Origin of the sequence: Mesorhizobium humile (assembly GCF_033977215.1) — a bacterium.
Taxonomy (GTDB): Bacteria; Pseudomonadota; Alphaproteobacteria; order Rhizobiales; family Rhizobiaceae; genus Mesorhizobium; species Mesorhizobium humile.
On the sequence record NZ_JAVIIV010000006.1, the window covers coordinates 149,984 to 175,622 of the forward strand.

General features: G+C 62.9%; 23 protein-coding genes and 1 pseudogene. 15 read left to right on the top strand and 9 right to left on the bottom strand.

What is annotated here, in order from left to right; genetic code table 11:
• Positions 1 to 288 precede the first annotated feature (288 nt).
• The gene (locus RFM52_RS12090; protein ID WP_320293725.1) at positions 289 to 1,242 is read right to left on the bottom strand and encodes a LysR substrate-binding domain-containing protein; all 954 of its coding nucleotides are present in this window, start codon (positions 1,240 to 1,242) and stop codon (positions 289 to 291) included.
• A gap of 126 nt (positions 1,243 to 1,368) precedes the next feature.
• Here RFM52_RS12090 and RFM52_RS12095 point away from each other — a divergent pair, with 126 nt between their 5' ends.
• The 8 genes from RFM52_RS12095 (at position 1,369) to RFM52_RS12130 (ending at position 10,518) form a co-directional block, all read left to right on the top strand.
• Positions 1,369 to 2,409 (top strand): aromatic ring-hydroxylating dioxygenase subunit alpha, encoded by a 1,041-nt coding sequence (locus tag RFM52_RS12095; RefSeq protein ID WP_320293724.1) that lies wholly within the window; start codon positions 1,369 to 1,371, stop codon positions 2,407 to 2,409.
• Positions 2,406 to 3,518 carry a 2Fe-2S iron-sulfur cluster-binding protein gene (locus RFM52_RS12100; RefSeq protein WP_320293723.1) on the top strand — a complete coding sequence of 371 codons (1,113 nt, stop codon included), beginning with the start codon at positions 2,406 to 2,408 and terminating at the stop codon, positions 3,516 to 3,518. The genes RFM52_RS12095 and RFM52_RS12100 overlap by 4 nt, the downstream gene beginning before the upstream one ends.
• Before the next feature lie 53 nt (positions 3,519 to 3,571).
• Positions 3,572 to 4,699: a histidinol-phosphate transaminase gene (hisC, locus tag RFM52_RS12105; RefSeq protein WP_320293722.1), complete on the top strand. Its 1,128-nt coding sequence runs from the start codon at positions 3,572 to 3,574 to the stop codon at positions 4,697 to 4,699.
• Positions 4,700 to 4,848: 149 nt separating this feature from the next.
• On the top strand, positions 4,849 to 6,183 hold the full coding sequence (locus RFM52_RS12110) for an FAD-binding oxidoreductase (protein ID WP_320293721.1): 1,335 nt from the start codon (positions 4,849 to 4,851) through the stop codon (positions 6,181 to 6,183).
• Entirely contained in the window at positions 6,176 to 8,143 is a 1,968-nt protein-coding gene (locus RFM52_RS12115) for a DUF2817 domain-containing protein (RefSeq protein WP_320293720.1), read from the top strand. The genes RFM52_RS12110 and RFM52_RS12115 overlap by 8 nt, the downstream gene beginning before the upstream one ends.
• 72 nt (positions 8,144 to 8,215) lie before the next feature.
• On the top strand, positions 8,216 to 9,010 hold the full coding sequence (locus RFM52_RS12120) for a transporter substrate-binding domain-containing protein (RefSeq protein WP_320293719.1): 795 nt from the start codon (positions 8,216 to 8,218) through the stop codon (positions 9,008 to 9,010).
• A 109-nt stretch (positions 9,011 to 9,119) separates the two neighbouring features.
• A complete protein-coding gene (locus tag RFM52_RS12125) occupies positions 9,120 to 9,827 on the top strand; it encodes an ABC transporter permease (RefSeq protein WP_320293718.1) in 708 nt (235 codons plus the stop codon).
• Between the two features lie 4 nt (positions 9,828 to 9,831).
• Complete coding sequence (locus RFM52_RS12130; RefSeq protein WP_320293717.1) at positions 9,832 to 10,518, top strand: ABC transporter permease; 687 nt, start codon at positions 9,832 to 9,834, stop codon at positions 10,516 to 10,518.
• Positions 10,519 to 10,610: 92 nt separating this feature from the next.
• Here the strand turns inward: RFM52_RS12130 and RFM52_RS12135 are convergent, their stop codons facing one another.
• From RFM52_RS12135 to RFM52_RS12155, 5 genes are all read right to left on the bottom strand, one after another.
• A complete protein-coding gene (locus RFM52_RS12135; protein ID WP_320293716.1) occupies positions 10,611 to 11,810 on the bottom strand; it encodes a mandelate racemase/muconate lactonizing enzyme family protein in 1,200 nt (399 codons plus the stop codon).
• Between the two features lie 9 nt (positions 11,811 to 11,819).
• A complete protein-coding gene (locus RFM52_RS12140; RefSeq protein WP_320293715.1) occupies positions 11,820 to 12,146 on the bottom strand; it encodes an NIPSNAP family protein in 327 nt (108 codons plus the stop codon).
• Positions 12,147 to 12,247: 101 nt separating this feature from the next.
• Positions 12,248 to 13,606, bottom strand: a complete 1,359-nt coding sequence (locus RFM52_RS12145; protein ID WP_320293714.1) for a mandelate racemase/muconate lactonizing enzyme family protein — start codon at positions 13,604 to 13,606, stop codon at positions 12,248 to 12,250.
• A gap of 60 nt (positions 13,607 to 13,666) precedes the next feature.
• Positions 13,667 to 14,833: a mandelate racemase/muconate lactonizing enzyme family protein gene (locus RFM52_RS12150; protein ID WP_320293713.1), complete on the bottom strand. Its 1,167-nt coding sequence runs from the start codon at positions 14,831 to 14,833 to the stop codon at positions 13,667 to 13,669.
• Between the two features lie 48 nt (positions 14,834 to 14,881).
• The gene (locus tag RFM52_RS12155; RefSeq protein ID WP_320293712.1) at positions 14,882 to 15,592 is read right to left on the bottom strand and encodes a GntR family transcriptional regulator; all 711 of its coding nucleotides are present in this window, start codon (positions 15,590 to 15,592) and stop codon (positions 14,882 to 14,884) included.
• A gap of 215 nt (positions 15,593 to 15,807) precedes the next feature.
• Here RFM52_RS12155 and RFM52_RS12160 point away from each other — a divergent pair, with 215 nt between their 5' ends.
• From RFM52_RS12160 to RFM52_RS12185, 6 genes are all read left to right on the top strand, one after another.
• Complete coding sequence (locus RFM52_RS12160; RefSeq protein WP_292316210.1) at positions 15,808 to 17,289, top strand: ABC transporter substrate-binding protein; 1,482 nt, start codon at positions 15,808 to 15,810, stop codon at positions 17,287 to 17,289.
• Between the two features lie 79 nt (positions 17,290 to 17,368).
• Positions 17,369 to 18,328 carry a carbohydrate ABC transporter permease gene (locus RFM52_RS12165; protein WP_320293711.1) on the top strand — a complete coding sequence of 320 codons (960 nt, stop codon included), beginning with the start codon at positions 17,369 to 17,371 and terminating at the stop codon, positions 18,326 to 18,328.
• Positions 18,325 to 19,215: a carbohydrate ABC transporter permease gene (locus RFM52_RS12170; protein ID WP_320293710.1), complete on the top strand. Its 891-nt coding sequence runs from the start codon at positions 18,325 to 18,327 to the stop codon at positions 19,213 to 19,215. The genes RFM52_RS12165 and RFM52_RS12170 overlap by 4 nt, the downstream gene beginning before the upstream one ends.
• 9 nt (positions 19,216 to 19,224) lie before the next feature.
• Positions 19,225 to 20,322 carry an ABC transporter ATP-binding protein gene (locus RFM52_RS12175; RefSeq protein WP_320293709.1) on the top strand — a complete coding sequence of 366 codons (1,098 nt, stop codon included), beginning with the start codon at positions 19,225 to 19,227 and terminating at the stop codon, positions 20,320 to 20,322.
• Between the two features lie 61 nt (positions 20,323 to 20,383).
• Entirely contained in the window at positions 20,384 to 21,547 is a 1,164-nt protein-coding gene (locus RFM52_RS12180) for a mandelate racemase/muconate lactonizing enzyme family protein (RefSeq protein ID WP_320293708.1), read from the top strand.
• A gap of 23 nt (positions 21,548 to 21,570) precedes the next feature.
• Positions 21,571 to 22,314 (top strand): ribonuclease activity regulator RraA, encoded by a 744-nt coding sequence (locus RFM52_RS12185; protein ID WP_320293707.1) that lies wholly within the window; start codon positions 21,571 to 21,573, stop codon positions 22,312 to 22,314.
• A gap of 140 nt (positions 22,315 to 22,454) precedes the next feature.
• Here the strand turns inward: RFM52_RS12185 and RFM52_RS12190 are convergent, their stop codons facing one another.
• The 3 genes and pseudogenes from RFM52_RS12190 to RFM52_RS12200 all read right to left on the bottom strand — a co-directional run bounded on the left by RFM52_RS12190 (position 22,455) and on the right by RFM52_RS12200 (position 24,174).
• The gene (locus RFM52_RS12190) at positions 22,455 to 23,048 is read right to left on the bottom strand and encodes a DJ-1/PfpI family protein (RefSeq protein ID WP_320293706.1); all 594 of its coding nucleotides are present in this window, start codon (positions 23,046 to 23,048) and stop codon (positions 22,455 to 22,457) included.
• Positions 23,049 to 23,118: 70 nt separating this feature from the next.
• Positions 23,119 to 23,316: pseudogene (locus tag RFM52_RS12195) on the bottom strand (ABC transporter substrate-binding protein); the annotation flags it as partial.
• A gap of 159 nt (positions 23,317 to 23,475) precedes the next feature.
• A complete protein-coding gene (locus RFM52_RS12200; protein WP_320293705.1) occupies positions 23,476 to 24,174 on the bottom strand; it encodes a GntR family transcriptional regulator in 699 nt (232 codons plus the stop codon).
• A gap of 231 nt (positions 24,175 to 24,405) precedes the next feature.
• Between RFM52_RS12200 and RFM52_RS12205 the strand changes: the two genes are divergently transcribed.
• A complete protein-coding gene (locus tag RFM52_RS12205; RefSeq protein WP_320293704.1) occupies positions 24,406 to 25,632 on the top strand; it encodes an iron-containing alcohol dehydrogenase in 1,227 nt (408 codons plus the stop codon).
• Positions 25,633 to 25,639 lie beyond the last annotated feature (7 nt).

Genomic DNA, 25,639 nt, shown 5'->3' on the forward strand with positions numbered 1-25,639 from the left:
AACGGAGGGACCACGCCGCATGCTTTGGCAGCGTCGCGCCACCACGTCCTTCCATTCAAGTCTTAGCTGACGTTCGCCGTCGCCAGAGCCGGTCTCGTGTCGACGATGCAGCGATAACCGCTTCCGCCGTCTGGCAATTCAGGCTGTCAGCCATCGGCCGCTGCTGTGGCCGATTCAGGCGAAAACCGCACTCCAAGAAAATGTCTGGAACGGGCCGGAAGCGAACTGGCAGCATAGCGTGCGAAACCGGCCCGAAGGTGCTCTTCTATCCTAGTGGTCCGCGGCGCCTTACCCAAGCGAGGCGCCTACGCCCTCTGAACGCGGCGAATCCGAATACTCCGCCTCCTGGCGGTTTGCGATCGAGACGATCCAGGCGCGAAGCTCCGCGCCATGAGGCTTTTGCAGCGCCGATCGATCCCAGGCAAGGAAATAGGGATCGGGCAGTCGAAGGGGGACGTCGAATGGCACAACCAGCCGACCGGAGGTAATGTCGTCCTTCGCCATCGACAATTGCGCCAGGACGAAGCCGCGACCGTTGATGGCTGCGTCGATGGCCGCGCTAGACAGCGAGAATGCAACCTCGCCCGATGTCTTGCGGTATTTCGCGCCGATGCTTGCCGCCCACTCGCTCCAGGTCGGCGGCGAGCGATGCTCGCGTGCCCATTCGATCGCCAGCAATGGCCGTTCGAGGATGTCGACCGGCTTGCGCAAAGGTAGCCGCTCCAGCAGCGCCGGCGAGCAGGCCGGCACGACCCAGTCGGTGAATAGTTCGACATAGTGGTCGTAGCCACGATTCTTCGCGCCATAGGAAATGCGAAAGTCGAGCTGCTCGTCGCCGAAGCGCGCCTCGGCCTCGGCGCCGATCAGGCGCACTGTGGCGCCCAAATGATGCGCCTGCCAGTCGAAAAGCTGAGGCGCCAGCCACTTGCTGGCGAGCGAAGGCAGGCACGAGACAGTCAGCGCGCTCTCGGTGCGCGCCCGTTCGAGCAGTTCTCCGGCGCCCCGGATGCGATCGAAGCCCTCTGACACCGCCGAGTGGTAGAGCCGTCCCCAAGAGGTCAGCGTGAGTATCCTGCCGCGGCGCTCCAGAAGTTGCACACCGAGAAATTCTTCCGTCTTGCGGATCTGCTGGCTGACAGCGCCGGGCGAAACGCCGAGCTCGTAGGCAGCGCCCGTCACGCTGCCCAGACGTCCGAAGGCTTCGAAGGCCTGTATCGCGCGCAAGGGTGGCGAGGTTCTCACGATATATGTTTCCGAGGCTTTGTTTTAGTTTTTCTAAAATAGAAGCCAGCTGCAAGCGCTTTTTGCACCCCCTCCGCGACACTAGAACTTTTCCCGAAGGATCGATATCTCGGAGAGGAAGCGGCCATGTTTCTCAGGAATTGCTGGTATGTCGCCGCTTGGGATCACGAGGTTGGCTCCAATGAGCTGAAGCCGGTGAAGGTCCTCGGCGAGGACATCGTCCTGTACCGCAAGACCGACGGCGCCGCCGCCGCCCTCGAAGATGCCTGCCCGCACCGCAAGCTGCCGCTGTCGATGGGCCGTATCAAGGGCGACGATGTCGAATGCGGCTATCACGGCCTCACTTTCGATTGCACCGGCACCTGCACCCGCGTTCCAGGCGCGGAGAAGATTCCGCATGTGGCACAGGTGCGCAGCTATCCGATCGCCGAGCGCTACGGCCTGCTCTGGATCTGGATGGGCGAGGCTGGCAAGGCCGATCCGGCCAAGATCTTCCAGGTCGAGCATTGGGGCGACCCAGCATGGGGCGTCAATCGCGGCGAGTCGATGATGCTCGAATGCAACTACCTCTACATGACCGACAACCTGCTCGACCCCTCGCACGTCGCCTGGGTCCACCAGAGCTCGTTCGGCAATGCCGCCGCCGAGGAGGCCCCACTCGAAACGACCGTCGGCGAGGACGGCGTCACCGTCTGGCGCTGGATGGTGGATGTTGAGCCCGCGCCATTCTACGCACCCTATCTCAAGTTCCGTGGCAAGTGCGACCGCAAGCAGCATTACGAGGTACGCTATCCAAGCCACGCCATCATCAAGGCGATCTTCGTGCCAGCCAACACAGGCGGGGAGGACAAGCCCCTTCATGAAGATGTCTTCCTCATGGACAGCTACAACTTCATGACTCCTGTCGATGGGAACCACACCAGGTACTATTGGTTTCAGATGCGCAATTTCGCGCCCGACGACGAGGAGATCTCGCGCCAGTTCGCCAAGTCCGTGCGTGGAGCCTTCGACGAGGATCGCGTGGTGCTCAACGCCGTGCACAAGGGCATGGCCGACATGCGCACCCCGAATCTCGACCTGAAGATCGACGTCGGTCCGCTGCGCTTCCGCCGCAACCTGGCGAGGCTGATCGCGGCTGAGGAACAGCAGCTGGCGGCCGCCGAATGAACGCCTACGCCGCGCCCGTCAGCGCAGGCCGGAGCGGGTTTCGCGAACTTAAGGTGGTGGCCAAGGTGCGTGAAAGCGCAACCATAAGCTCCTTCCACCTGGAGCCGCTGGAACCAGCAGGTTGGCGGCCTTTCGAGCCTGGCCAGTTCCTTGTCTTCCGCATACCAGTCCAAGACGGCAACGCGTTCGTGCTCAGGAATTACAGCGTGTCGTGCTCGCCGCGGCGGCAGGGCAGCTACCGCATTACCGTCAAGCGCGAGGCTGCACCGAGCGCCGATGTGCCCGACGGCGTCAGTTCCTGCTATTTGCATGATCATGTCGAGGTCGGTGACGTCCTGCTGGCCGAGGGGCCGCGCGGCGATTTCACGCTCGATGGCGAGAGCAAGCGGCCGGCGGTGCTGCTGAGCGGCGGCGTCGGACTGACGCCACTGGTCGCGATGCTGCATGCCCTGGCCGCCACAGAGCGGAAGGCGTTCTTCATCCATGCCAGCGACAATGGCGTCGTGCACGCCCTGCGCGACGAGGTCGAGGAGGTCGCCGCTTCTCGATCAGATATGACGGTGCATTTCTGCTACCGCTTCCCGACCGAAAAGGACAGGATCGCCGGCCGCCACCACAGCGAAGGTGTGGTGACGCGAGAGCTATTGCAGCGGCTGCTGCCGCTCGACGACTACGATTTCTATCTTTGCGGCCCTTCGCCCTTCATGCAGGCCGTGTATGGGATGCTGCGTGGGCTCGGGGTTCCCAAGCAGCGCATCAGCCACGAGTTCTTCGGTCCGGCAACCCTGCTGGAAACACCAGCCAAGGCGGCGCCGGTCGAGCTGCAGCCGACGGCACGGGCGGTTTCGGACGAAGCTCCGACGGTGGAGTTTCGCAAGTCGCGCCGCACTGTGGTTTGGGACGCGACTGCCGAATCGCTGCTCGCTTTTGCGGAGGATCAGGGCCTTTCCCCCAAATTCAGCTGTCGCGCCGGCGTATGCGGCACCTGCAAGTCGCGCCTGATTTCCGGCGAGGTCGATTACTTCGAGGAGCCGTTGGACGAGCCGCCTGCCGGCGAAGTCCTGTTGTGCTGCTCCAAGCCAAGAGGATCGGTCATCCTGGACATTTGACCGGGCGGAAGCCCGTTAAAGTACGCACTCCCTCAGAGAACGGAAGCTTCGGCGTGGACAATTCGGTCAAAAGCGGCTCGCAAAACGGCTTGGCATTCAACCCCAACGTCGCTGCCCTGCCGCCCTACAATGCCGGCATGAATATCGCGGTCGCCCGTTCGATCTCGGGGCGCAACGACATCGCGCGTCTGGCCAGCAATGAAAATCCGGACGGGTGCTCGCCGGCCGTCCTCGCGGTGCTCGCCTCGCCGACGCTCGAGCCATGGCGTTACGCCGACCCCGCCTGCGCAGCTCTGCGTGCCGCCCTCGGGCAGAGGCTGTCGATCCAGCCGGACACTATCGTTGCCGGCAACGGTTCGGAGGAACTGATCGCCGCGGTGTCGCGCGCCATGCTTGTTCCAGGTGTGGGCGTGGTCACTGTGGTTCCGAGCTTCGGGCTGCACGAGATCGAGCCGCTGGCGCAGGGCGCGGTCGTGACAAAAGTAGCGATGACCGACGATCTCAGCTTCGACATAGCGGCACTCGAGCAGGCTGTCGCCAGCGGTCCCCGCGTTGTCTTCCTGTCCTCACCGTGGAATCCCGTCGGCCCTGCGCTCGATCGCAAGTCGCTGGATCGGCTGATTGCAGCGGTGAGACCCAGCACGTTGTTGGTGCTGGACGAAGCCTATTTCGAGTTCGCTGACGGTTCCTGTCCCGACGGGCTCGAAGTGCTGCGCTCAAGCGACATTGCCTTCGTCGTGCTGCGCACCTTCTCCAAGGCCTACGGACTGGCGGGACTACGCGTCGGCTATGCCATCTGCTCCGACGCCGAACTGGCGCGCGTTGTGGCGGCGGCCAAGACGCCCTTCAACGTCAACGCCGCGGCGCAGGCTGCTGCCATCGCGGCACTCAGCGACGAGGCGTGGATGCGTGCATCGGTCGCTCGCCTGCGCAGCGAGCGAGCTCGCGTCGGCGCCGCCCTCGAAGAGCTTGGTTTCCGTGTCGCGTCCTCCCAGACGAATTTCCTGTTCTTCGATTGCGGCCGCGACAGCGCGGCCCTGGCGAGCGCCTTGCTTCAAGAAGGCATCATCGTCAAGGCATGGCGTGAAAGAGGCTACGAAGCCTATACACGCCTCACCATTGGCTCACCCGCCGACAATGACCGCCTGATCGGCGCGCTGGCAAGGATCGCGCGTCAATGAACGGCCAACACGTCAGCCAGGCGAGATTGCAACATGCTCCTCGGGCAGTCCCGCATGCGCTTCTCGACGACCTCGGCGCCGTCGTCGGCGCGCAGCACTTGCGAACCGGCGCAGCCGCGGATGTCGATCCCGGCACCAATCTTGAGAATTTGGCCGCCGGCATCATCGTCGCACCCGCCACAACCGACGAGGTTGCCGCAGTGATGCGCTTGTGCAGCCAGTATGCGGTGCCGGTCGTTGCCCAGGGGGGACGCACAGGATTGGTCGGCGGCAGCATTTCAAAGCCCGGCGAGATCGTGCTTTCGCTTGAGCGGATGAACCGCATCGAAAGGCTGGACGCCGTCGAGCACACGGCCGTTGTGCAAGCCGGCGTCGTTTTGGAAAATCTGCAGAAGGCGGCTGCCGAACACAGGCTCGAACCGGGCATCGATCTTGCGGCGCGCGGTAGTGCCACCATCGGCGGCATGATCTCGACCAACGCCGGCGGGGTCATGGCCTTCCGCAACGGCGTCATGCGCCACCGGGTGCTCGGCCTTGAGGCGGTCCTGCCGGATGGCAGCGTCTATTGCGATATGACCCGGGTGGTAAAGAATGCCGCGGGCTATGACCTGAAGCATCTTTTCATCGGCGCGGAAGGCACGCTCGGCGTCGTAACGTGCGCGGTGCTCAAACTCGATCCCATGCCGTGCGCGACGGCAACGGCGCTGTTCGGCCTGCCGTCGGTCAAGGCGGCGCTGGACCTCATCCGCTTGGCGCTCGACTGCGAAACGGGCGAGCTTCGCGCGGCCGAGGCGTTGTGGCCGTCTTTCATCGATCTCACAGCTGCCGCGCGTGGCTGGTCGGAGCCCGACTTCGAGCTCGGCCGGCCGATCTATCTTCTGCTGGGGCTTGGCGGCGCGCGCGAGGAGGCACTGCGCGTCGAGTTCGAAAAACTCTTCGGCGATATTCTGGATCGCCATCCCGGGACGACCGGCATCCTCGCCAGCTCGAAGCGACAGGAAGAGGCGCTATGGGGACTGCGTGAGGACACCGAGGTCATCTATCGAGCACATCCGGCGGCGCCTTCCTACGACGTGTCGGTGCCGCTCTCGGAGATCGACGGATATGTCGAGAGAATCCTCGCGGGGCTGGCCGGTATCGACCCTGAATTGAAACCGTACGTCTTCGGCCATCTCGCCGATGGGAACCTGCATATCGTGCTCAACCGCGGCGGACCTCTACCGGCGGCGCTCGCGGCGGCCGTAGAGGCGGTGCTGTACGCCGATCTTGTCGCTCTTGGGGGCTCATTTTCGGCCGAGCACGGCGTCGGTTCCAAGCGCATCCACTCGCTGCTCGCCACCGCCGACGAGACCAAGCTGAAGCTGATGAGACGCGTCAAAGACACGCTCGACGGCCATTCGCTGATGAACCCGGGAAAGGTGTTGCCGCTTGCATCGCATCCCATCAACGACAGCAGCCGGAACGGAGTGGAAGCCCATGCGTGATGTAGCCGCGGCGCGCTCCTATTCGGTCGGCTTTGCCGAGCTTCGCCAGCGCTTCCGCAACGCGGCCCAGCGCGCCGGTGCCGAGCTGACGGAATACGTGCATCCCCTCCACGGCCCGGCCGGGGAGGTGCTGGCCACCGACGTCGCCTTCATCGGTCGTCGCAGCGCGCCCAAGGTGATGGTGCTGATCTCGGGCACGCATGGCGTCGAAGGCCAGTTCGGTTCGGCCTGCCAGACGGCCTGGCTGGAGGAGAATGCGCCGTGGCGGCTGCCGGACGATACGGCAATCCTCGCCATTCACCTCATCAACCCCTGGGGCACGGCCTGGTCGCGCCGCGTCAACGAGGACAATGTCGACCTCAACCGCAATTTCATCGACTGGCAGGCCGCGGCGCCGAAGAACGAGAAATACGCAGATCTACATGCGGCGCTGGTCTGCCATGAATGGGAAGGCCCCGACCGCATCCGGGCCGACGAGGCACTGGACGCAGCAAGGAAGCGGCTCGGCGGCCATGCCGGTATCGCGCCGATCGTGGAGGCCGGTCAGTACCAGTTTCCTGACGGTCTATTCTACGGCGGTGCGGGACCCGTCTGGTCGAACCGCACGCTCAACGACATTCTGGCCACATTCGCCGCGCAGGCGCGTCACGTCCTGGTCTTCGACATGCACACCGGAGCTGGCCCCTATGGCTATCCCGCGCTGCTGTCGGTCGCCGAAAGCGAGCATGACGGCCTGGCATGGGGCAAATCCGTGTTCGGCCCGGCGCTCTCGGTGGTGCTGACCGGCAGGGACGCCAAGACGGACACCGGTATCGCCGCGACAGCGACAGGCTATGTCTCGGCGGCCGTTCGCAAGGCGCTGCCCGACGCGCGCGTGCTGCCGCTGGTCGTCGAGTGCGGCACGCTGGACGGCGCCACGGTCATGGACGCGGTGCAGGCCGACAACTGGCTGCATCTCTACGGCAAGGTCGATTCCCCGCTCGGACAGCGCATAAGGGCTACCTTGCGCGCCGCCTTCATCCCCGAGGATGCCGACTGGCAGTGGAACTCGCTGGCAACGAGCCTACGCTATTTCGATCGCGCCTTCGCCGATCTCAAGGCGGTGGACGCCGCCATCGACGACAAGCCGCGAACGGCCGCGCCATTCGCCGTGACCAGCATCGCCCAGCCACATCCCGCGGCCGTCGCCGTGCGGCTTAGGCCGGCCGTCGAGATACTCGACCTCCACAAGAGCTTTGGTCAGGTCGAGGTGCTGAGCGGCGTCAACCTCTCGGCCAGCGCGGGCGAGGTGGTGTCGATGATCGGTTCGTCCGGTTCCGGCAAGAGCACCTTCCTGCGCTGCATCAACATGCTTGAGCAGCCCAACGGCGGCCGCATCATCGTCGACGGCGAAGAGATCAGGATGAAGAAGACCGCGGACGGACGCTCTCATCCAGCCGACATGCGGCAGGTGGAGCGCATCCGCGCCCGCGTCGGCATGGTGTTCCAGAGCTTCAACCTGTGGCCGCACTTGACGGTGCTCGAAAACATCATCGAGGCGCCCGTTCACGTGTTGAAGGAGCGCCGTGAAGAGTCCGTCGAATACGCCCATGCGCTGCTGAAAAAGGTCGGGCTGTCCGACAAGCACGCCCAATATCCCGGCCAGCTGTCTGGAGGCCAGCAGCAGCGCGCGGCGATCGCCCGCACGCTCGCCATGCGGCCCAAGGTGATCCTGCTTGATGAGCCCACGTCCGCGCTCGATCCCGAACTGGTCGGTGAGGTCTTGCGCGTCATCCGCCAGCTCGCCGAGGAGGGCAACACCATGATCCTCGTGACGCACGAGATGCAGTTCGCGCGCGAGGTGTCGCACAAGATCCTCTTTCTCCATCGCGGCAAGGTGGAGGAGGAGGGAGCGCCGGCGGAGCTGTTCGCCAATCCGCGCTCGGAACGCCTGCGCCAGTTCCTGGCTCGGACGCTCTGACCGTGGCGCAATCAAGAAGCAACAGGGCGTAAGCCCGATGCACACCCACAAACGCCAACCATGGGGAACTCAATGAAACTGAAAATCTTGTCACTGCTCGCCTTCCTCGCGGTGGGAATGAGCAGCTCTTACGCCGGAGACGAACTCGCGATCGGCACCGAGGGCGCCTATCCGCCTTGGAGCATGGCCGATGCCTCCGGCAACGTCACGGGCTTCGATGCCGATGTCGGCGCCTTGTTGTGCGCCAAGCTCAACAAGAAGTGCCACTTCGTCGTGCAGGCCTTCGACGGCCTGATCCCGGCGCTGAAGGCAAAGCGCTTCGACGTCATCATCTCGGGCATGTCGATCACCGCCGAGCGCAAGAAGGAAATCAACTTCAGCGTCGGTTACGCTGAGCTCGCCAACATGTTCGTGGCGCCGAAGGGTTCCGACCTCGCCGGCATCAAGGACATCGACACGCTGCTCAAGTCGCTCGACGGCAAGAAGGTTGGCGTGCAAGCCGGCACCACCCATGCGCATTTCCTCGAGAAGCGCGCGCCCAATGCCGATCTCAGGACCTACGACACCCTCGACCAGATGCAGATCGACCTCGCGTCCGGCCGCATCGACGCTGCCTTCGCCGACGCTTCGGCGCTGCAGGACTTCCTCGACAAGCCGGATGGCAAGAACTTCCAGTTCGTCGACGTGAAGATCAAGAGCAGCTTCGATCCGTCGCTGGGTGAAGGCATCGGTGTTGGTATCGCGCAGGACAACACCGCGCTGAAAGCCGACATCGACAAGGCGCTGTGCGAGCTGATTGCCGATGGTTCGGTCGGCAAGGCGAGCGAGAAGTGGTTCAAGTCCGACATTTCTCGCCCCTGCAAATAAGCACCCCGAGGCGACCGTCCGCGAAGCGAGGACGGTCGCCTCGACTAGGTCCGGAGGCGGCAATGTCGCCGTCCGGGCGAAATTGGCATCGGAACGCTTGGGCCACGCAATGGAATTTGGTCTTTGGCAGGTGTGGGAAGGTGGCTGGGTCAGCGCCATCATGCGCGGCGCGGCAATCACCATTGCCGTGGCTATTGCCGCCATGGTGGGTGGCTTCGTCGTCGGCGTGATCTGCGGCCTGATCAAATGGGGGCGCGTGCGTCCGCTGACGTATGTCGTGGACGGCTACACGGCGCTGGTTCGCGGTGTACCCGAATTGCTCATCATCTACCTGCTGTTCTTCGGTTCGGTCGAGTTTGTGACGCGGGTGGCGACGGCCTTCGGCTATGCCGGCCTTGCCGACAGCGGCTATGCTTTCGTCATCGCGGTCATCGCCATCGGCTCGATCTCGGGGGCCTATTCCACCGAAGTGGTGCGCGGCGCGCTCGCCGCCATCCCGCAAGGTCAGATCGAGGCGGCCCGGGCGCTGGGCATCCCCGGCGTCCGCATCTTTCGCCGTATCATCCTGCCGCAGATGCTGCGCATCGCAATCCCAGGGATGAACAATGTCTGGCAGGTCACCATCAAGGACACAGCCCTCGTCTCGGTGGTCGGCCTTCAAGAGTTGATGCGAACGGCCTTCATCGGCTCCAACACAACCCGCCATCCCTTCATCTTTTATCTCATCGCGGCGGTGGTGTATCTCGCGATCACACTGATTAGCCAGGCCGGCGTCGACCAGGCCGAACGCATGCTCAGGCTTCGCGCAAGGAAGTGATCCGATGGACCTCGAACTCATCCAGCAGGCGGTTCCGGTGCTGTTGAAAGGGCTGAAGGTCACCGCGATCCTCACCGTCCTGTCGGTGCTGATCGGCTTCAACCTCGGCCTGGGGCTCGCCATGATGCGCCTGTCGTCGAACAGGCTCGTTTCCGGTTTTGCCAAAGGCTACAGCACGGTCTTTCGCGGCACGCCGCTGCTGGTGCAGATCTTCCTGTTCTATTATGGCCTCGGCCAACTCTCCTTCGTCAAGGACAACGCGGCACTGTGGTGGGTGGTCAGCGACGGCGCGCGCTGCGCGGTGCTGGCGCTGGCACTCAACACGGCCGCCTACACGTCGGAGATCCTGCGCGGCGGCTTGCTGTCGGTGCCGACGGGTCTGGTCGAGGCAGCGCAGGCCTGCGGCATGTCGCGCGCCTTGCGCTTCCGCCGCATCGAGTTTCCCCTCGCGATCCGCCAGGCGTTGCCTGCTTATGGCAACGAACTGGTCCTGACGCTGAAGGGCACCAGCCTTGCTTCCACAATTACGGTCCTGGAAGTCACTGGCTACGCGAAGCGGTTGATGAGCCAGACCTTCGCAGTGTTCGAGATATTTGCCATCGCCGGAGTGTTCTACCTGGCGATCAATCTTCTACTGATCACCTTAGTGCGTCTGCTGGAGCGCTATCTCAATCGCCACCAGTCGCAATGAAAATGTCCGCTTGCGGGAAACATCGCAGTCGACGTCGCCCGATCGAGCCGCGACAGTGAAGCGTTGGCGTAGGCTGGCGAAGCAAGCGGGGCTCAGTCGAAGAAGCCCGCGTCCTCTTCCTTGAGATACTTCCGGGCGGCTTCGGCGTCGATATCGAGACCGAGCCCCGGCGCTTCCAAGAGGTCCACCATGCTGTCCTTCACGATCTGCTTCGGCAGACCGATGACCAGATCCTCCCACCAAGGGTCGGAGGCGCTCGGATATTCGAACGCGATGTAGTTGGCCGGCAAGGTGGCGCAGACGTTGATCAGCGCGCCGAGGCCGAGCAGGCCGTTCGCCGTGCCGTGCGGCGCCATCAGGATCGAATGCATATAGGCGTGCTCGGCGACCCATTTGAGCTCAGCGATGCCACCAATATCGGCCGGATCGGGGCCGATGACGCGCACCGCCTGCGTCTCGATCAGCTCCTTGAAATTATGCCGCAGGTAGATCTGCTCGCCGGTATGGATCGGCGTCGAGGTGGAGGTGGTGAGCTCGCGATAGGCCTGCGGATTGACCCACGGCACATAGTCGCCGGTCAGCATATCCTCGAGCCACATCAAATTGTACTTTTCGACGGCGCGGGCGAATTTGATCGCATCGGGCAGCATCCAGCCCGGGCCGCAGTCGAGCGCCAGGCTGACCTTGTCGCCCAGCACCTCCTTCATCGCGATCACGCAGTCGAGCATGTGGTTGAAACCGCGCTCGCTGATCACGCCTTGGTCCATGGCGCCGTGATAGCCGGCCTTCTTCTGCGTCACGCCGTAATGGAAGCCATCGACGCTGTCCTTCATGTTGGAGTGGAACGAGATGCCCTGCTTGACCATGAAGAAGTTCTGCGGCTGCTCCATCATCCATTTGACGTCGGCGGCATAATCCTCCGGCCGGTCGCCCGTGCGCTTGCGGCGGATCGAGCCGTTGTAGACGCGCACCTTGTCGCGCACCTTGCCGCCAAGCAGTTTGTAGACGGGCACGCCCGCGGCCTTGCCGGCAATGTCCCACAGCGCGTGCTCGATAGCGCTCACCGCCGCGCCATAGGGCTTGAACGAGCCGCGCTGGCGGATCTTCAGCATTACCCGCTCGACATCGGTCGGGTCCTCGCCGATCAGCGCCTCGCGGAAGTGCAGCACGAAGGGTTTCAGGTAGGTCTTTGTGTATTCGACTTCGCCCAGCCCATAGAGCCCCTCGTCGGTCACGACGCGGACGATCGGGTGCTTGCCGATGACAGCGCAGCGCAGGTCGGTGATCTTCATGGCGCAGTCCTATTTCACAGACGAGAAAGCTGTCGGCGTGAGCAGCTGGCTGCTGATATTGGCGATGATCTGCCCGTCGCGCTGAGACTCGTCCACGGCCCTGTGCCATGCCGGATCGGCGACGAAAGCCGCCCATTTCGCCTCACGCTCGGCCATCGATTCCCAGGCGAGGAAATAGGTGAGGCGATTGCTGTTTTCGCCGATCGCCGTGGTGAAAAACCCGGCCTGGCGGATGCCATGCCTCTCCCAGATGGCCAGCGTTTGTTCGGAAAAGCGCTTGAGCAAAGCCGGCAGCCTGCCCGGCAGGCAGTCATAAATACGCAGCTCGTAGATCATGGTTTCGTCCGTTTCTTTCTTCGCCTCTCCCTTGGGAGAGGTCGATACCAATGGTCGGTCGTTGGCCCTCTAAATCTTGGGGAATGAGGCAGGGGGCCGGGCTAACTCCAGGTCCGGTCCCAGCTATATTCATTGTCCCAATGCTCGGTGGATTGCCATATCCCCGTGACACCGGGCTGCAGATGCTGGCTGATCACCTCGTCGACGACGTCGTCGATCCCCAGGCCCGGCTTGTCCGGAACGGTGATGAAGCCGTCCTTGACGAGCGGCTTGGGAAGGCCGGTGACGATATCGTCCCACCAGTCGACATCGACGGAATGGTATTCGAGCGCCATGAAGTTCTCGGTCGCGGTCGCGACATGGGCCGCAGCCATCGCGGCGATCGGACTTTCGGCCATGTGGATGGCCATGGCGACGCCGTGGTCCTGCGCCATGTCGCCGATCTTCTTGGTCTCGAGGATGCCGCCGCTGGTGAGCAGGTCCGGGTGGATAATGGAGAGGCCACCGCTCGCAAGCAGCGGCTCGAAGCCCTCCTTGAGATAGATATCCTCGCCGGTGCAGATCGGCACCGAGGTCGCCTGCTGCAGCTGCCGGTATTGCGCGGTGTACTGCCAGGGAATGACGTCCTCGAGCCATGCGGGGACATATTTTTCGATGCGGCGCGACAGGCGGATCCCGTCCTGCAGCGAGATGTGGCCGACATGGTCAATGGCTAAAGGGATCTCGTAGCCGATGACCTCGCGAACCTCGTGGATATACTGCTCGAGCAGGTCGATGCCCTTTTCGGTGAAATGCAGGCCCGTGAACGGATGCTGCACATTCTGCGCATCGTAGGCGAGATTGCGGGCCTTGCGTTCCTCCAACGAGCCGCCGCGGCCGCGCGGATTGCCGCGAAGCTCTTCGAGCACGCCGGCGGGCGCGACAACCGCGCCCGGGACATGGGCGATCTGCATCAAGCCGAGGTCCATTTTGAGGAAGGTGAAGCCGCGCTCCATGCGCGCCTTGAGGCGCTTGCCGGTCTCGGTGCCGCTCGGCTTCTCGGCGTCGGTGTCGCAATAGACGCGCACGTGATCGCGAAACTTGCCGCCGAGCATCTGGTAGATCGGCACGCCATAGGCCTTGCCGGCGAGATCCCAGAGCGCGATCTCGACCGCTGACACGCCGCCGCCCTGCCGCCCATGGCCGCCGAACTGTTTGATGCGGCGAAACAGACGGTCGATGTCGCATGGGTTCTCACCGAGCAGCCGGCTCTTCAGCATCAGCGCAAAGGTGGCGCTGGCGCCATCGCGCACCTCGCCAAGCCCGACGATGCCCTGGTTGGTGTAGATTTTGAGAAGCGCCGAGGTGAATGGCGCGCCGACGATCTCGGCCACCCGCATGTCGGTGATGCGCAGCTCGGACGGATTGGAATTCGTGTTCACCCGATTGAGGGCCTCATCGGCTCCGCCGGTCTTTGGCATGACTTATCCTCGTTCTGGTCGATAGGGTTTATGCCCCGCCCTTGCCGACTTGGAACGCCGCTAGCCCAGCTCGATCTCGTGGGCCTGCAAATAGTCACGGTTCATCTCGACGCCGAGGCCAGGCTTCGATGTCAGCTTGAGGTTGCCGTTCGAAACATCGAGCGGTTTGTCGATGAGGTGATCGTATTTGGAGAGGTCCCACTCCGAGGTTTCGAGCTTGTAGAAATTGGGAACCGTCATCATCACCTGCGCCCCCGCGACCACGTTGATCGGTCCGGCGGCGTCATGCGGCGAGACCGGCACGTAGTAGGCTTCGCACAGGGCGGAAATCTTCTTGAGCTCGGTGATGCCGCCGGTCCAGGTGACGTCCGGCATGATGTAGTCGGCGAGCTTGCCCTCGAGCACCGGCACGAAATCCCACTTGGTGTGGCCGCGCTCGCCCCAGGAGATGGGGGCGCTGACCTTGTCGCGCACCTGCTTGAGGGCATTGAGGCTTTCGGGCGGGCACGGCTCCTCGAACCAGTCGATCTGGCCCGCCTCTTCGAGGCTGCGGCAGAGGCGGATGGCGGTCGGAACATCGAAGCGGCCATGCGCGTCGATGAGAATGTCGACATCGGGCCCTGCCGTCTCGCGGATCAGGGCCGTGAGCTCGGCGGCTTCGCGCTCGTCCTTGCGGGTCATGCCGCCGTCGAGGTAGCCGTCGCGCCTTTCGCGGGCCACGCCGTCGACGCTGGGGCCTTGGTGGGGAAACGGATCGAATTTGAGCCCGGTGTGCCCTGACTCGACGATGTCCTGGATTTCGCGGACCACGGCCTCCTTGCCGGTGAACTTGGCCTGGTTGGGATGGGTGTAAAGAGCGATCTCATCGCGTACCGGGCCGCCCAGCAACTCGTAGATCGGCTTGCCGAGGACTTTGCCGCGGATGTCCCAAAGCGCAATGTCGATGGCGCTGACGCATTCGACCGCGGCGCCGCGACTGCCCATATAGGTGAAGCTGCGGAAGATCTTGTGCCACAGATGCTCGATGCGCGCCGGATCCTCGCCTGCGACGGCTAGCCCGATCTGGCGCAGGATCGTGCACAGCGCGCGGTTGGCGAGCTTCGTCGTGGTGGTGATCTCGCCCCAGCCGCTCACTCCCTCGTCGGTCGTCACCTCGACGAACAGATACTCGCCCCAATAAGACGCATCGGACTTGATCAGCCATGGCCGAATGCTCGTGATTTTCATCTGAACTATCCTCTCTGAAATGGCCAGGCTGACGATGTTGCGGATGCGCTACCCCGCCCGGGCGGCGCTGCGCGCGCGCATATGTTCCAAGACATGTCGGCCGGAACCCTCGACATGGCGAGCAATGAGCTCGGCCGCCTTGTCGGCCTCTCCCGATTTCACGAGCGCGATGAGTTCGCGGTGCTCGCGGATGATCGCGGCGCGACGGGCAAGCGTGAAATTGAAACGCCGGCTGACTGCCCGCAGCACCTCGCGATGCTTCCACCAGAGCTCGGCGGCGTGGCGGTTGTAGTGCCGCTGGTACATCACGGTATGGAAAGCGGTATCCAGCTCGCTGTGCCTCAACGGATCAGCGAAGTTGTTCTCTTCGATCAGGCCCTGGAGACGTTCGAGCTCGGCGATGTCCTCCTCGGTCGCCATTCCCACAAACCAGCGCGTCAGGGCGGGCTCGATGAGAACGCCGATCTCGTAGATATCGCGCACGAAATCCTGATCTATGGGTCGGACGCGCGCACCCCGGTTGGGAATGAAGGTGACGAAGCCCTCGCCGCGCAACAGCTGAAGCGCCTCGCGCACGGGGTTGGTCGAGGTGCCGTGACGGCGGGCGAGATCGGTGACCACGAGCCGCTCGTTGGCAGCCAGCCGTCCCTCGATGATGTCTTCCCTTATCTGCTCGTAAAGCGAGGCGCCCTCGCTTGATGCCCCGAGAGCGTCAATCCCCTCGGGTGGCTCTGCTTTGAAATCGCTCGTTTCCGCCAAGGCCGTCCCCCTTAGTCCAATACACGATCTGACCGATATCATGCACATCTTCGACAAACAATGTACGATTTGTTGCGTTGACAGCTATTCTGCGATCTGAAAACGTATAAAGTGATCGAAGGGATACATTAGGGCGGAGGAATATCCCGACGATCGAACGACCAAGGACCGCTTGCCTCGACGCAGAGCGGCATGGGAGAACCTGGAGGAGACTTATGAGGAGGATCACAGTCGGCGGTGCCGTTTTGCGCGGCGCTGTCTCCACTGCTTTGACGATATCGTTGATGTCCGCTTCGGCGCTTGCCGCGCCGCCGGTCGACCTGAGCAAGTGGTCGCCGGAATATGTGCGTTCGATTGCCGGCACGCAGGATTTTGACACGGCGGGCGATTGCGCCAAGGTCACCCCGCTCGACTACAAGGGGCGACTGACATTCTGGTACCAGGGCGTGTTCGAGGGCGACCCCGACCTCCTGCGCCAGTACTACAAGGATTTCTTCGCTACCTTCCGCAAGACCTACCCGAACATCCAGCTCGAGGAACAGGCCCTCACCTACAACGACCTGCTCGACAAGTTCCGCACCGCGCTCCTTGGCAATGCCGCGCCGATGGCGGTCCGCCTGCAGATCCTGGGCGGAACCGAGTTCGCCTCGAAGGGCTATCTGCAGCCGCTCAAGCCCGAGGACGTCGGCTATTCGACCGAGGATTTCTGGCCCGGCGCCATGAAGGCGGTCACCTGGGACGGCGTGACCTACGGCATTCCGACCAACAACGAGACGATGGCTTTCATCTGGAACGCCGACATCTTCAAGCGTGCGGGCCTCGATCCGAACAAGCCCCCGGCAACCTGGGACGACGTCGTCAAATATTCCAAGCAGATCCACGACAAGCTCGGCATTGCAGGCTACGGCCTCGTGGCGCGCAAGAATGCCGGCAACACGCCCTACCGCTTCATGCCGCAGCTGTGGGCCTATGGCGGCGGCGTCTTCGACGAAGCCACCGCGAACCCCACCTACAAGGACATCGAGCTCAACAGCCCGCAGAGCAAGGCGGCGCTGCAGGCTTCCTACGACATGTATGTTCGCGACAAATCGGTTCCGGTTTCGGCGCTCACCAACCAGCAGGCCGACAACCAGCCGCTGTTCCTCGCTGGCCAGCTCGGCATGATGATCTCGCACCCGTCCGACTACAACGTCATGCTCGACCTGCAGAAGAAGGCGACGGGCACCGACAAGGACAAGGCGCAGACCGTCATCGACAACATGCGCTACGGCCTGATCCCGACCGGCCCGGACGGCAAGCGCGCCGTCGTGTTCGGCGGTTCGAACATCCACATCCTCAAGCCGGAATATGTCGAGGGCGGCAAGGTGGACGAGCCGGCCGCAAAGGCCATCATCTGCATGTGGACGAGCCCCGAATGGTCGCTGAAGATGGCCTATGCCGGTTCGAACCCCGGCAACCTCAACGGCTTCAAGACCAAATGGATGAAGGAACGTCTGGACAGCATCAAGTTCCTCGACGTCACGACCTCGATGCTGCCATACGGCATCCCCTTCCCGGCGCTGCCGCAGTCGCCCGAGATCATGAATATCATCGTCCCGGACATGCTGCAGAATGCCCTGACCGGCGCTATGACCGTCGACCAGGCGGCGGACGACGCGGCCAAGAAGGTGAAAGACCTGATGGGCGGCGGACTGTAGCCCAGGCCTGACCTGAGATCCGACCGGTTGCGCGCGCAGGGCGCAGCCGGCCCATTCCTGAAAACAAGGGCACGCCACAGTGACGATCGTGACCGGGAAGGCCGAGGCTCGCCCAGGATTGCAACCCGGTGGATCCGGCATGCTGCGCCAGGTCTGGCAGCATCGCGCCGACTACGCCTATGTGCTGCCGGCGATCGTCGTGATGCTCGTCGTCATTGCCTATCCGATCTACTACACGATCGAGCTGTCCTTCTTCAACACGCCGCCCGGCCTGCAGCTGCGCGACAAGATCTTCGTCGGTTTCAACAACTACACGGCGATCCTGACCAGCGAGGTCTTTTGGCAGGTCACCTTCAACACCCTGATCTGGACGATAGGGTCCACCTTGATCTCATTTGTCCTGGGGTTTGCCGCCGCGCTGGCGCTCCACCGCGACTTTCTCGGCCGCGGCGTCCTGCGCGCCATCCTGATCATTCCCTGGGTCATAAGCGCGGTCGCCGCATCCTATATCTGGAAGTGGATCTACCATTCGGATTTCGGGATCATCGGCGCGGTCCTGGTCGAGCTCGGGTGGGCTGATCGGCCGCCGAATTTCATCGACAGCGTCTCAACGGTGCTGCCCTCGCTTATCGTCGTCAACATCTGGCGCGAGTTCCCCTTCGCCATGATCATGATGACGGCCGGTCTGCAGACGGTTCCCGAGCAGTTGCTGCGCGCCGCCAAAGTCGACGGCGCCAACGCGTGGCAACGCTTCTGGCACGTCACCTTCCCGCATTTGCGCAATGTCTCGACGGTGACGATCCTGCTGCTCGCGGTCGCCAATTTCAACTCCTTCATCATCCCCTGGATCATGACCGGCGGCGGTCCGTCGAACGCGTCGCATATCTGGATCACCCATATCTACGAGCTCGCCTTCGGCCGCCAGCGGTGGGGCGTGGCATCGGCCTATTCGGTGCTTCTGTTCATCATCCTGATGACGCTTGGCTACTTTTATGTCCGCGCGCTCAGCGGCAACGAGCGGAAGGATGGCGGCGCATGAGCACGGTTTCCGAGACCGCCTTTCGAGCGCAGCCCGTTCGTCGCATGCGCTTCGACGGATGGCGATGGGGCGGGCGCGCCTTCCTGGTGTTTATGCTGCTTTACACCGCCTTGCCGATGATCTGGATGCTGCTCACCTCGATCAAGTCGGGCTTCGCGGCAATGCAATTTCCGCCGCAATGGTGGCCTGACCAACCTACCCTCGCTAGCTACCAGAAACTGCTCGATCCGCAGAACAGCGTCGGCCAGGATTTCCTCCGCTTCTTCTGGAACAGTCTCATCGTCTCGACCGCCACAACCATCCTCTCGGTCATCGTTGCGGTGCCTGCGGCCTATGCGTTCTCGCGCTTCACCTTCCCGGGCCGGAACTTCCTGTTCTTCGCCGTCCTGTTGCGCAACATGTTCCCGGCGGTGATCTTTCTCGTGCCGCTCTTCATCCTGATGCGCGCGATCGGACTGGTGAACACGCACGGCTCGCTTGTTCTCACCTACCTAACCTTCGGCCTGCCGCTCGCGATCTGGTTGCTCAAGGGATTTTACGACAACATTCCCGTGCAGCTCGAGCAGGCGGCGCGCATCGATGGCGCAACGCGGTTCCAAGCCTTCGTCCTGATTGTGATGCCGCTCTCGACGCCGGGCATCATCGCGACCGCGATCTATTCCTTCATCGGCGCGTGGAACGAATACATCTACGCCTATACCTTCCTCTCCAAGAACGAGCAGTTGACGCTGCCCGTCGGTATCCAGCGCTTCTTCTCGGAGAACACGACCGATTTTCCGGGCCTGATGGCCGCCAGCTTCATGATGAGCGTGCCCGTCGTGGTGCTGTTCCTCCTCCTGCAACGATATTTTGTGCGCGCCCTCACGGAAGGCGCCGTGAAGCACTAGGAGCTGCCGATGGCCCATGTGGTCCTCAAAGATCTCGTCAAGACCTATGGCAGCTTCAAAGCCGTCAACAACGTCTCGCTGACGGTCAATGACGGCGAGTTCATTGCGCTCGTCGGTCCTTCAGGCTGCGGCAAGACAACCACGCTCAATCTGGTCGCGGGCCTGACCTCTGTCACATCGGGCGACATATTCATCGGCGACCGGGTGGTCAATGACCTCGACCCCAAGGACCGGGACATTGCCATGGTGTTCCAGAACTACGCGCTCTATCCGCAGAAGTCGGTTTATATGAACCTCGCCTTCCCGCTGCAGATGCGCAAGTTGCCCAAGGACGAGATCGACAGGAAGGTCAGGGAGGCGGCGCGGGTGCTCGATATGACCCAGCTGCTCGAGCGCAAGCCACGCGAGCTTTCCGGCGGGCAACAGCAGCGCGTGGCGCTCGGTCGCGCCCTCGTTCGAGATCCGGCGGTGTTTTTAATGGACGAGCCGCTCTCCAATCTCGACGCAAAGCTGCGCGTGCAGATGCGGTCCGAGATCAAGCGGTTCCATCAGGACCTGAAGGCAACGATCGTTTATGTGACGCACGACCAGCTCGAGGCCGTGACCATGGCCGACAGGATGGCGGTGATGAATGGCGGCTATCTGCAGCAATATGATTCACCGGCGCAGGTTTTCGCGCATCCCGTCAACATGTTCGTGGCAAGCTTCGTCGGCAGCCCGGCGATGAGCCTAATTCCGCTGGAGGCATCCGCGGCTAACGGCGACGCCGTCCTCACAAGCGCGGAAGGCTGGACCCTCCAGCTGTCGCAACGCAACGCCCGCAAGGTCCAGAACGCGACCACCAGGAAGATCGTGCTCGGTGCGCGCCACTCGACGATCAAGCTGCACAAGAGCGCGGTGCCGGGCGCCATCCCGGCCAAGGCCTATACGGTGGAACCGACCGGAGACGTCACCTTCGTGCAGGCATTCCTGTCCGGCGCGATCGTCAATGTCAGCGTGCCGCCGAGCGTTGCCGTCGCGCCTGATGAGCGGATCTGGCTCGAGTTCGACCAGGAGCGGGTGCATCTGTTCGATGGCGAAACCGAAATGGCCCTCAAATCCGACTGAGATCCGGGTGACGGATACGGGGCCGACTGAAAGATGGGACGCGCGCGGAACGTGGGTAGGAATGACTGCGAAGCTTAAAATCACTGCGATCAAGCCCTACCCGGTGTGGGTCGGAACGCGCAACCAGATGCTGGTCAAGGTCGAGACCGACCACGACATCTCGGGCTGGGGCGAGAGCGGCTTGAGCGGCCGCGAGAAGGCCGTCGCAGGCGCGGTCGAGCATTATCGCGAGTTTCTCATCGGCCGCGACGCCATGCAGATCGGCCGGATCTGGCAGGAGCTCTATCGCAGCCAGTACTTCGAAGGCGGGCGGGTCCTGCAAGCGGCGATTTCCGCCATTGACATCGCCCTGCATGACATCAAGGGCAAGGCGCTGGGAGTACCGGTCTATGAGCTGCTCGGCGGCAAGCAGCGCGACCGCATTCCCACCTTCGCCTCGACCGGAGACGAGGCCGAGGGCGACGCGGCCATCGAACGAGCTCGTGAGCTTCGCTCGCAAGGATGGCAGGCGATCCGCTTCTTTCCCGCAGGGCAAAGCAGCAAGGACATCTTCGAGCCGCGCGAGTCGATTGGTACTACGGCGAACATGCTGAACAAGGCGCGCGAGGCGCTTGGCGACGAGGTCGTCCTCGGCATCGACTATCATCATCGGCTGTCGGTGGCCGAAGCGGCGAGCTTCTGCAGCAAGCTCGACCGCGGCGTGCTTGATTTCCTCGAGGAGCCGATCCGGGACGAGACACCGGAGGCCTACGAATCCCTGCGCAGGATGACGGACATCCCCTTTGCCATCGGCGAGGAATTTGCCAGCAAGTGGCAGTTCCTGCCCTATATCGAGCGCGGCATCCACCAGTTCAATCGGCTCGATGTCTGCAATGTCGGCGGGCTCACCGAAGCGATGAAAGTCGCCGGCTGGAGCGAGGCGCATTATGTCGACTTGATGCCGCACAATCCGCTTGGTCCGGTATGCACGGCCGCGACTATCCATCTCGGCGCGGCGGTGCCCAACTTCGCCTGGCTCGAAACCAGGGCGCCCGAAAGGAAGCTGGGCTTCGACAATTCCGACTTTTTCCCCGTGCAGCCGCGGCTCGACGGCACCGATTATCCGGTCGGCGATTTGCCGGGGCTTGGTGTCGAGGTCAACGAGGCAGCGATCCAGGCGCAGAGTTTCAGTTTCTGGGAAGCGCCGCATCTCAGGCGCCGCGACGGTTCCGTCACCAACTGGTAGTTCCATTCCAATCGGAGTCCATCATGACGCATACCCCCGACATAACCCGGCCGCCCAGGGACCTGATCGACGCGCTGCGGGAGATCGGCGCCGCGACGGTTGCCGGCACGCTCGGCCACATGGGCTTCCGCAGTCCGCACATGGTCGGTCCGGTGGCGCAAAACCATGGCAAATCGATCGTCGGGCCGGCGCTGACGCTGCAATTCCTGCCGCAGCGTCCGGACCTCTTCAACGAAGGAGAATATGCCGATCCGGAAACGCAGTTGCATCGGCACGTGCTTTACCATGCACAGGAAGGCGACGTGGTCGTGGTCGACGCTCGCGGCGACATGAGGTCGGGCGTCTTCGGCGATATGATGTCGACCTATTTCAAGGGTAGAGGCGGCGCGGGCATCGTCATCGACGGATGCATGCGCGACCGACCCAATGTCGAGAAGCTCGATCTGCCTTTATGGCTGCGCGGCTGGACGCCCAACTATCATGTGCAGACCAGCATCTATCCCAATGCCGTCAACGTTCCGATTGCTTGCGGCGGTGTCACGGTCATTCCCGGCGACATCATTGTCGCCGACGATGACGGTGCGGTGGTGGTTCCCGTCGCAATGGCTGCCAAGGTCATCGAGGAAGCGAAGAAGCATCACGACTGGGAGGAGTTTTCCCGCGAGAAGCTGATGCAGGGCGCACCTTTGCAGCGCTACTATCCGCTGCATGACGATGCCCGCGGGGAGTATGAGGCCTGGCGTAACTCCAGGAATATGCCGAGCTAGCGAGGCCGGCGCCAACGGGCGCCGGCCTGATGCTGGTCTAAAGCGCGTCGCGCAGAAACGGATTCAGGCGACGCGCTTTAGGTCCTTTGTTTGATGCATGTCGTTGCCGCAAAACCGAGGTCACTTTTGCGCGACATGCATTAGCTGTGCCGGATTTCCGTGCCGAGCACCTTCAGGCACTCGCGGATGAATGCGGCAAGAGCGGTCCAGCCTTTCGCCGAAACCATAGTGCCGTCGACATAGGCCTCAGTTGGCGACAGATCGATGTAAGTACCGCCGGCAAGCGTCACTTCCGGCTCGCAGGCCGCCAACGCGCCGACCTTCTTGCCGCGCACCACGCCGTCGACCGCGATCAGGATCTGCACGCCGTGGCAGATGGTGAAGATCGGCTTTTTGGTCTCGTGGAAATGGCGCACCATGGCCTGAACCCGCTTGTCGGTGCGGATGTATTCCGGGCCGCGGCCGCCGGCGCAATAGACGGCGTCGTATTGATCGAGCTGCTTTTCGGCGTCGGCGAACGTCTTGTTGATCAGCGCGTAGTGGCCGAGCTTTTCGGTGTAGGTCTGGTCGCCTTCGAAGTCGTGCAGCGAGGTTTTGATCACGTCGCCGGCATTCTTGTCGGGGCAGACGACGTGGACCGTGTGGCCGACCGCTTCCATGGCCTGTTGATAGACGAAGATTTCGTATTCCTCTGTGAACTCACCGGTCAGCATCAGGATTTTCTTGGCTGGCATGATTTTTCCTCTTCGATTGAGATGGCGAGGCGTGAGCGCGCCTCGCCAAGGATTGCGACGGCGGTCCTCGGAACGGAGAATCGGGGAAGTAATACTCCCTGGCGTTGGCCTGGGTGATCAGCGGCGCGTCGAGCTTGACGTGACCGCGAACCGGCGCCTGGCCGATCAGATTGGCAACCGTCATGTAGATGGCGGTCTTGATCATCGCCGGCGGATAAGGCGTCTCGACCGGCGTCATGGCGTCGCCGTCGATGACTTTCCTGACGACGTGGCAGGACATCGAGCGTGACATCCGACAGGACCATCGCCGCGCCGTATTGCTTGGACAGCCCTTGGGCACGCAGCACCGCGGGAGGGACCAGCATGCCGTCTGCCGGCGCAATAACGCATTCTTCGTCGATACGAGCGGCAATGGACATCGGTGCGGTTACTCGAAGGCTGGCAGGAGCCGGTCTCGCGAATTCTCGATATGCACTCGCATGGCCTTCGCGGCGGCGCCCGCATCGCCCGCTGCGAAGGCAGCCAGGATCGCCTCGTGTTCGTCCAACGCCTCTTCGGTGACGCGCGAATGATACATCAGGCGAAAGATGTGGAAGTGCGTGTGCTGGTGGTTCAGCGTCTCGCGGATGAGCTCGTTTTGGGCGAACTCCATGATCTTGTCGTGGAAGATCGCGTCCTGGCGCGCAAAGTTCGAATAGCGCAGACGCTCGTCCTTCCCAACCCGCCGGGCCATCACGCCCGCCGCCTCTTGCAAGGCCGCAAGGCGCTCCTCGTCCAGGGTTGCCACGGCCTTCGCCGCGGCGGCTGGCTCGAGCAGAAGGCGCAGTTCATAGAGCTCGTCGAACCGGCGCCGGGTGATCTGCGGAGCGGCGCGATAGCCGATCAAATGGGTCTTCAACACCAGCCCCTCACCTTCCAACCGGCCGAGGGCTTCGCGGATGGGGGTGTGGGAGACGTTGAACTCCCTGACGAGATTGTCGACGGTGATCCGCGATCCCGGGGGAATCCTCAGCGACATCAACTGCGCGAAGATCGCCTCATAGACATCTCCAGCCAGGCTGTTGGCCCGCTGGATGCGGCCGCTCGCGCGGGCCTCGTTGTCGACGGTCAGACCGTGGTCTTGCATCGTTTTGCCTCTTGACAGGAGAAAGCCCTAACACGATGCTCCGGCCAATTCAATACTATATCCTATACGATTTTATAGAGGATATAATCGGATGGGCTAGAACCCTTTATGGACGCGGCCGTGGTTGGCTGCCGGTCCGCCAAGAAAGCTGAACGCATGAAACTCGCCAAGCCGGGTTCGGCGACGAACACGGCGCTTGGCCAATCAGTTTCGTTTGAAAGATCGTGATCCATGACCTTGTTTGCAGCCGCGCGCCTTCCGCGCGAAATCCTGTTCGGCAAAGGCCAGCGCCATGCGCTGCCCGCGATCGCGGCACGCCACGGCGGTCGCGCCTTCATCTGCACGGACGAGCGCCTGTCAAAGACGGCTGAATTCGTCGAGATCCTCGCCGGCTTCAAAGCCGCCTCGGTCGAGACACTGGTTTATGACAGGACCTTGCCCGATGTGCCGCGCGACAGCGTGGCGACCTGCGTCGCCGAGGCGAAGGCGTTCAAGCCGGACATGGTCATCGGCATCGGTGGCGGCAGTTGCCTCGACATGGCCAAATGCGCCGCGCTGCTTCTCAGCCACGGCGGCCAGCTCCAGGACTATTATGGTGAGTTCAAGGTCCCTGGACCCACCCTCCCCGTCATCGCCGTGCCGACGACAGCCGGCACGGGCTCGGAAGTCACCCCGGTCGCAGTGATCTCCGATCCGGACCGGACGCTCAAAGTCGGCATCTCGAGCCCGCATCTGATCGCTGCTGTGGCGCTTTGCGACCCCGACCTGACCGCAACGTGCCCGCCTTCGCTGACCGCCATCGCCGGTGCCGACGCCCTGACCCACGCCATCGAAGCGTTCACCGCTTCAAAACGCGGCACCGATGCCGACCTGCCGCAGAAACACGTTTTCATCGGCAAGAGCGCATTGACGGATCATTTCGCGCTTTTGGCGATCAAGCTGCTGGGCCGCAGCCTGGAAACCGCTTGCCGCGACGGCTCAGATGAATCGGCCCGCGCCGACGTCATGATGGGCGCGCTCGCCGCGGGCTGCGCTTTCGGCACCGCCGGAACCGCTGCCGCCCACGCCGTGCAGTATCCGGTCGGCGCGCTGACCCACACCCCGCATGGGCTCGGCGTCGCCACCATGCTTCCCTATGTGATGCGTTACAATCTTCCCGTCGCGGCGGCGGAGATTGGCGAGATCGGCATTGCCCTTGGCCTGTCCGGCCAAGGCCATGATGCCCAGAGCCTGGCCCGCGCGACCATCGCTGAGATTGCCCGCCTTTTCCGCGCCATCGGCATCACCGTGACGCTGGCCGAACTAGGGCTTGCCGAGGACAAGATCGACTGGACGGCCGAGCAGGCGCTGGGCATCGACCGGCTGATCAAGAACAATCCGCGACCCTTCGACATCGCCTCGATGCGCAGCCTGGTCAGAGCCGCCTACGAAGGTCAGATTGCGCCGGGCACCGTGTGAGCTGGAG